This is a genomic window from candidate division WOR-3 bacterium (assembly GCA_039801725.1).
Taxonomy (GTDB): domain Bacteria; phylum Hydrothermota; class Tepidihabitantia; order Tepidihabitantales; family DTDR01; genus DTDR01.
Genome location: JBDRVE010000058.1, coordinates 1 through 5,970 on the forward strand (window position 1 = coordinate 1; position 5,970 = coordinate 5,970).

General features: G+C 31.4%; 7 protein-coding genes. All 7 read right to left on the minus strand.

The features are described from left to right. On the minus strand, nt 1-432 hold a 432-nt coding region (locus ABIK75_08170), incomplete at its 3' end, for a sialidase family protein (GenBank protein MEO0091064.1). After that, nucleotides 429-1,760, minus strand: coding sequence for a tRNA (N6-isopentenyl adenosine(37)-C2)-methylthiotransferase MiaB (gene miaB, locus ABIK75_08175; GenBank protein ID MEO0091065.1), 1,332 nt, complete (start codon nt 1,758-1,760; stop codon nt 429-431). The genes miaB and ABIK75_08170, both read right to left, overlap by 4 nt. Then, the gene (trmD, locus tag ABIK75_08180) at nt 1,757-2,494 is read right to left on the minus strand and encodes a tRNA (guanosine(37)-N1)-methyltransferase TrmD (GenBank protein ID MEO0091066.1); all 738 of its coding nucleotides are present in this window, start codon (nt 2,492-2,494) and stop codon (nt 1,757-1,759) included. Before trmD ends, miaB begins: the two co-directional genes overlap by 4 nt. 41 nt (nt 2,495-2,535) lie before the next feature. Beyond that, nucleotides 2,536-2,775 carry a KH domain-containing protein gene (locus tag ABIK75_08185; protein MEO0091067.1) on the minus strand — a complete coding sequence of 80 codons (240 nt, stop codon included), beginning with the start codon at nt 2,773-2,775 and terminating at the stop codon, nt 2,536-2,538. After that, the gene (gene rpsP, locus ABIK75_08190; GenBank protein MEO0091068.1) at nt 2,762-3,040 is read right to left on the minus strand and encodes a 30S ribosomal protein S16; all 279 of its coding nucleotides are present in this window, start codon (nt 3,038-3,040) and stop codon (nt 2,762-2,764) included. Before rpsP ends, ABIK75_08185 begins: the two co-directional genes overlap by 14 nt. Nucleotides 3,041-3,120: 80 nt before the next feature. Further along, nucleotides 3,121-4,467 (minus strand): pitrilysin family protein, encoded by a 1,347-nt coding sequence (locus ABIK75_08195; GenBank protein MEO0091069.1) that lies wholly within the window; start codon nt 4,465-4,467, stop codon nt 3,121-3,123. After that, a complete protein-coding gene (locus ABIK75_08200; protein MEO0091070.1) occupies nt 4,464-5,738 on the minus strand; it encodes a pitrilysin family protein in 1,275 nt (424 codons plus the stop codon). The genes ABIK75_08195 and ABIK75_08200 overlap by 4 nt, the downstream gene beginning before the upstream one ends. Between the last annotated feature and the right edge of the window lie 232 nt (nt 5,739-5,970).

A 5,970-nucleotide genomic window follows, 5' to 3' on the forward strand; every position in this document is an offset into this window, starting at 1 on the left:
ATCAACAGCGATTGAAGGTCTTTTTTGAACTCCTTCAATTATATCATTTACTCTTATTGGTGTGGTGAAACTTATACCGCCGTTAGTGCTTTTTGTAAAGTAAATATCATCGGTTGGACCTCGGTCATCGTAGGCAATAAAGATATGGCCATTTTTACTAACGGCTAATGTTTGGAAGATTCCTTGGTTTGGATAGTTAACTCTAATAGAAGGCGACCAGGTTCTTCCGCCATCGGTACTTTTTGTGAAATAGATATTTGCCTGACCTGTTTGGTCACCTCGATAGGCAAGATAGATTGTATCACCTCTGGCGGCGATAGAATGTTGTCCTGACGATATAGTTGTGTGGAATGCCTGTCCGGCTGGGTCATCATTCACCTTTATTGCTGGCAAAAATCGGTATTGGGAAATAAGAAGAAATATTAGAATCATTCTTTTATAATTTCACCAATTGGTGTCCAACCATCAATTTTGATAATCTTTATAATATATTCTTTACCAATTGATAATTTCTCTTTTACAATTGCTAATTTATTATTGGGTAATCTTCCTATTGATTCATTATTTTGATTTTTAGTTATAATGATCGGATAATTTTTATTTATCATTTCTTCATTTTTTCTCTTGGTAATTTCATTTTGTAAATTTATTAATTTTTCTAATCTCTCTTGTTTAATTTCTTCACTTATTTTGGGAAATATATTACGGGCTTTAGTATATGGTCTTTCGGAATATTTAAACATATAGGCAAAATCAAATCCAATCTTTTTTACCATATCGAAAGTTGCTTCGTAATCTTCTTCGGTTTCCGTCGGAAAACCAACAATTAAATCAGTTGTAATACTTACATCAGGCACAAGTTCTTTTAAATATTTAATTTTCTCATAATACTCTTCACGGGTATATTTCCGGTTCATTAATCTTAAAATCCGATTAGAACCTGATTGGAGGGGTAAATGGAGTTCTTTAAATAACTTTCCTAAGTTCATTAATTGGGCAATCTTTTCAATTAACTCAAAGGATAAATCTTTTGGATGGGAAGTTAAAAAATGGAGATATCTTAAATTAGGGAATTTTTCAATTATGGTTGTTAAAAGATAAGAGAAATCTAATATTTTGTCATTTTCTTTGTCTTTATAGCCAAGGACATTTTGTCCTAAAAGAGTTATTAATATTTTCCCCTTTGATAATAGAAAATCTATTTCTTGAAGAATAGAGGAAATTGGTCGGGCTCTTTCCCTTCCGCGAACATAGGGGACAATACAATAGGAACAAAAATTATCGCAGCCACGCATAATAGTAACAAAACCTTCTATTCCTTCTTGATTAATTTCTGGTAAAATATCGCAATAGGTTTCTTTTTCTTCTTCAATAATGGTGATTGGTTTATTTTCATAATTTTTAAATTTCTCTTCAATTATTGCTGGTAATTTTCGATAGGCATCCGGACCCAAGAGAAAATCGACAAAATTTTCTTTTAAGCAACCTTCGGTTAATTTCTCTTTTAAGCCTCTGGCCATACAGCCTAATACACCAATTAAACACTTCTTTCTTTTCTTTAAGGAACCTAAAGAAAAAATTTGTCCTAATGCCCTTTTTTCTGCGTGTTCCCTTACCGCACAAGTTAAAATTAAAACTATATCAGCCTCTTTAATATTCTCTGTTTTCTCAAAACCAGCATCATTTAAAATCTTACTCACTATCAGACTATCTGCCAAATTCATTTGACAGCCGTAGGTTTTAATGAAATATTTTCTCATTCTTTATTTTTCAACTCCTTTTCAATCTCTTTTAACAACTCTTTATCTTCTTCGGTTAAATTAGCAGTTTTTAATAAGTCTGGTCGGTTTTTTAAAGTATTTAAAAGAGATGATTTTCTTCGCCATTTCCTTATTAATTCGTGATTACCCGAAAGCAAAACTTCCGGTACTTTATAACCCATAAAATCTTGGGGACGGGTATAATAAGTGGCATCTAACAAACCAGAGACAAAAGAATCAGTTTCAATTGACTCGTAATCGCCAACCACTCCTTCAATCAATCTAATTACTGCTTCTAAAATTACCGCACAGGCTGCTTCACCACCAGAGAGAATATAATCACCAATAGAGATTTCCATATCACAAAGATATTCGCTTACCCTGCCATCAACACCTTTATAACGTCCGCAGATAAAAATTAAATGGGGCAATTTAGATAATTCAAAAGCCATCTTTTGATTAAAAACCTTTCCTTGAGGAGAAAGTAAAATTACCTTAGAATCTTTCTCTTTTATAGAATTTACTGCTCTAAATATTGGTTCGGGTTTCATAATCATTCCTGGACCACCGCCATAAGGGTAATCATCTACTTGCCGATAGGGGTCATCGGTGAAATCTCTTAAATTTAAAATCTTTAAATCTAATAGACCTTTATTTTGGGCAATTTTTATTACACCAGTGTTAACTATTCCTTGGAAGTATTCAGGGAAGATTGTTATTATGTGAACTTTCACATCGGTAGTACCCCGAGACGGTAAATATATTAAGAATGTGGTTATTCAAGAATTTCCAACTGGGCTCTCTTTCCTTGTTTCATTGCGGCTGCTGCTAAGATCTGCCTCAGGGCTTTTGCTGTTCTTCCTTCTTTACCAATAATTTTCCCTAAATCGCCCTGACCAACCCGAAGTTCAAAAACAACGGTTCTTTCACCAGCGATCTCTTTTAGTTGGACTTGATCAGGATTATCAACAATTGATTTTGTTATGTTTTCAAGCAGTTCTTTAAGCGACATCATAGTTACCTCCTTTTAAAGTTTGGTTTAAGTTTGTTTCTTTTTCTACTTTTGATAGTAATCGTTTTACTACCTCAGTAGGTTGTGCTCCACAGGAGAGCCAGTAGGAAATTCTTTCTTTATTAATTTCTAAAATATCTTTTTTAGGGTTATAATAACCAACACACTCAATATATTTACCGTCTCGGGGATTTCTTGAATCCGTAACAACAATTCGATAATGGGGAATACCCGTTCTTCCCATTCTTGTTAATCTTATTCTTACCATGCTTATATATATAATAACAAAAATTTATCTATTAGTCAATAAATTTGATTTTATTTAGTTTTTATTACCAGAAATTTTTCTTATCTTTCGATAAATTCTATTTCCCAATCTCTTACTTTTAAATTCTCTTTTTCTATATTGCTGACGATTACTAATAGAAAATTATCTTTTATATATTCCTTTGCTATTTTGTTTATTTTCTCACAGGTTAGGTCTTTTATTTCAGATAAGAGATGAGAAAGGTAGTCAAAACCTAAATCTAAAAGGATAATTTCTCTTATTATGTTTGCCTTATCACTATAACTATCTATTGAAATTGGAATATTACCAAAATAGAATCTTTTTGCCTGTTCTAACTCATCTCTTTTTATTCCTTTCTCTTTGAGATTTTTCAATTCTTCTAATATCAAGTCAATCGCATAATCGGTATTTTTTATTTCTGTTTGCATATCGCAGATAAATTGGGAAGGATAAACTCTTCTTGTGAAATAAGAGCCAACATCATAAGCAAGCCCTTCTTTTTCTCTAATCAGTTTTCCTAATCTTGAATTTAAGGCACCGCCACCAAAGATAAAGTTCATTACCCTTAAAGGAATAACATCGGGATGATTGCCACTCGGTGCTTCAAAGCCTAATAAAATATAAGACTGGTTGATATTTCTTTTTTTTACAATAATCATTTTTCTTTTTTCTATCTTTGGAAAACTTTCAATATTTAATTTAGGAATCTCTTTTTTTTCTAAATTACTAAAAAGTTTATCTATTTTATCTTTTACTTTCTCTTTTGCGAAATCACCAACTAAGATAAAGAAGTAATTGTTTGGATGGTAATAGGTTTCATAGAAGTTTTTAATATCGCTAATTTCAATCTTTTCTAATGAGTTTATCTCTCCTTCCGGCAGATGGCGATAAGGATAATCTTTTGGATAAAAGTTTTTAATAAATTCTTTGGTTAATAGATAACTGGGAAAATTTTCCGAGGTTTTTATCCTGCCAAGGATTTCGGTTTTTAATTTTATAAGGTCTTCATTAGCAAATTTGGGCATTGTCAAAATTTCTCTTATTAAGAAAAGCATTGTATCTAAATATTGGGATAGAGTGACAATTTCAATTTGAGAAAAATCATAATCACATTGACTTTCTAACCGACCACCAAAGTTTTCTACAAAATTATATATCTCTTCATAACTTCTATATTTTGTTCCTCTTAAAAGCATATTTATTACCAAATTTGCTAACCCTTCCTTGCCCACTGGGTCGTAACTACTACCTGCCTTGATTACTACCCTCAATCTGACCATTGGTAATTTATTATCAATATACCCATAGATTTTTAAGCCATTTTCTAAACTATCAGCAGTTATCGGAAATTTAATTTCAACTTCTTTTAAATTTATTAATAAAAGAAATGTTAAAAAGATATTCATTTTGGTAATAAGATTGCTGATATTTTATTATCTTTATGAAAATATTTTTTTATCACTTCTTTAATCTCTTCTTCTTTTACCTGTTCAATTCCCTTTGGATATTCTTCATAAAATTTGTAAGAACCGGTAGCAATCTCATTAGAACCTAATACAAAGCCAATTGACCTTACCCTTTCCCTTTGGAAGACATATTCGGCTAAAATCCTTGTTTTTATTCTATTTAACTCTTCCTCTTTTATTTTTTCATTAATAATATTTTCCAGTTCCTTTTCAATCTCCTTTTCTGCTAAGAAAAGTTTACTTGTATCTTCGGCAACCAAAAAGAAATAGAAGATGCCAGTATCTTTTTGGATATCTGAGCCACCACTAATACTAATTAATAGATTTTTCTCATTAATCAGTTTTTGATAAAGTCTGCTTGTCTTTCCCCATAATAAAATTTTCTCTAATACCTCTAATGGATAGAAATCTTGATCATTAATCGCACAGGTCTTATAACCAAAAATCATCATTGGAGTTTTAACTTCTCTTTTTAAGATTATCCTTCTTTCACCGGTTATCGGTAAATCAAAAGGTTTTCTCTCTTTAATATCGGTTCTTTTCTTTATTTTGCCAAAATATTTCTTAATCTTTTTCATCGCCTCATCAATTTTCACATTTCCCGAAAGGACAATTATCGCATTATTTGGTTGATAATAATTCTTATACCAGTTAACCAAATCTTCATAGGTTAATCTTTCTAAAATGGGCATCCAGCCAATAACTGGCTGGCGATAGGGATGTAAAAAATAACTAATTAATCCAAAACCTTCCCATAATGGTGAATAGGGAGTATTCTCACCAAGCCTTCTCTCTTCCATTACCACCCTTTTTTCTGTTTCAAACTCCTTTCTATCTAATGCGAGGTTTGCCATCCTATCGGCTTCCATTTTTAAGACAATATCATAATAATCTTTACCAATATCTGCCCAATAACAGGTATAAAGTTCCGAAGTGAAGGCGTTATCAATACCACCTAAGGCACGGATTGTCTCACTATAAGAATTCTTGGGAAAATTTTTGCTTCCCTTAAATGCCATATGCTCTAACAAATGAGAAATACCAGTTAAATTTTCCGGTTCATAATAACTACCAACTTTATACCAAACTTGACAGGAAACAATTTCGCTATTAGTATCAGGATAAATTAGAATCTTTAAACCATTGGGCAGACTATCTTTATAGACAAAAAGAGAAGAGTTAAAAAATAGAGAAAGGATAAGAAAAGACATTATTTTATTATAAAGATATTTTTATGAAATTCAATAAGAAATTTAATAAACCCACCGCCATCTCCATCCTACACCCCATTACTTATTAGGTCTATTATTAATAATCTTATTAAGACGAACAATAAGGCACAATTGAAAACGAACGATAAGATATTTATTAAAGTTAATATTAATACTATTATTAAGTCTAAAAACAAGACATCTAATAAGAGGGTGATTAAGGCAATTATTA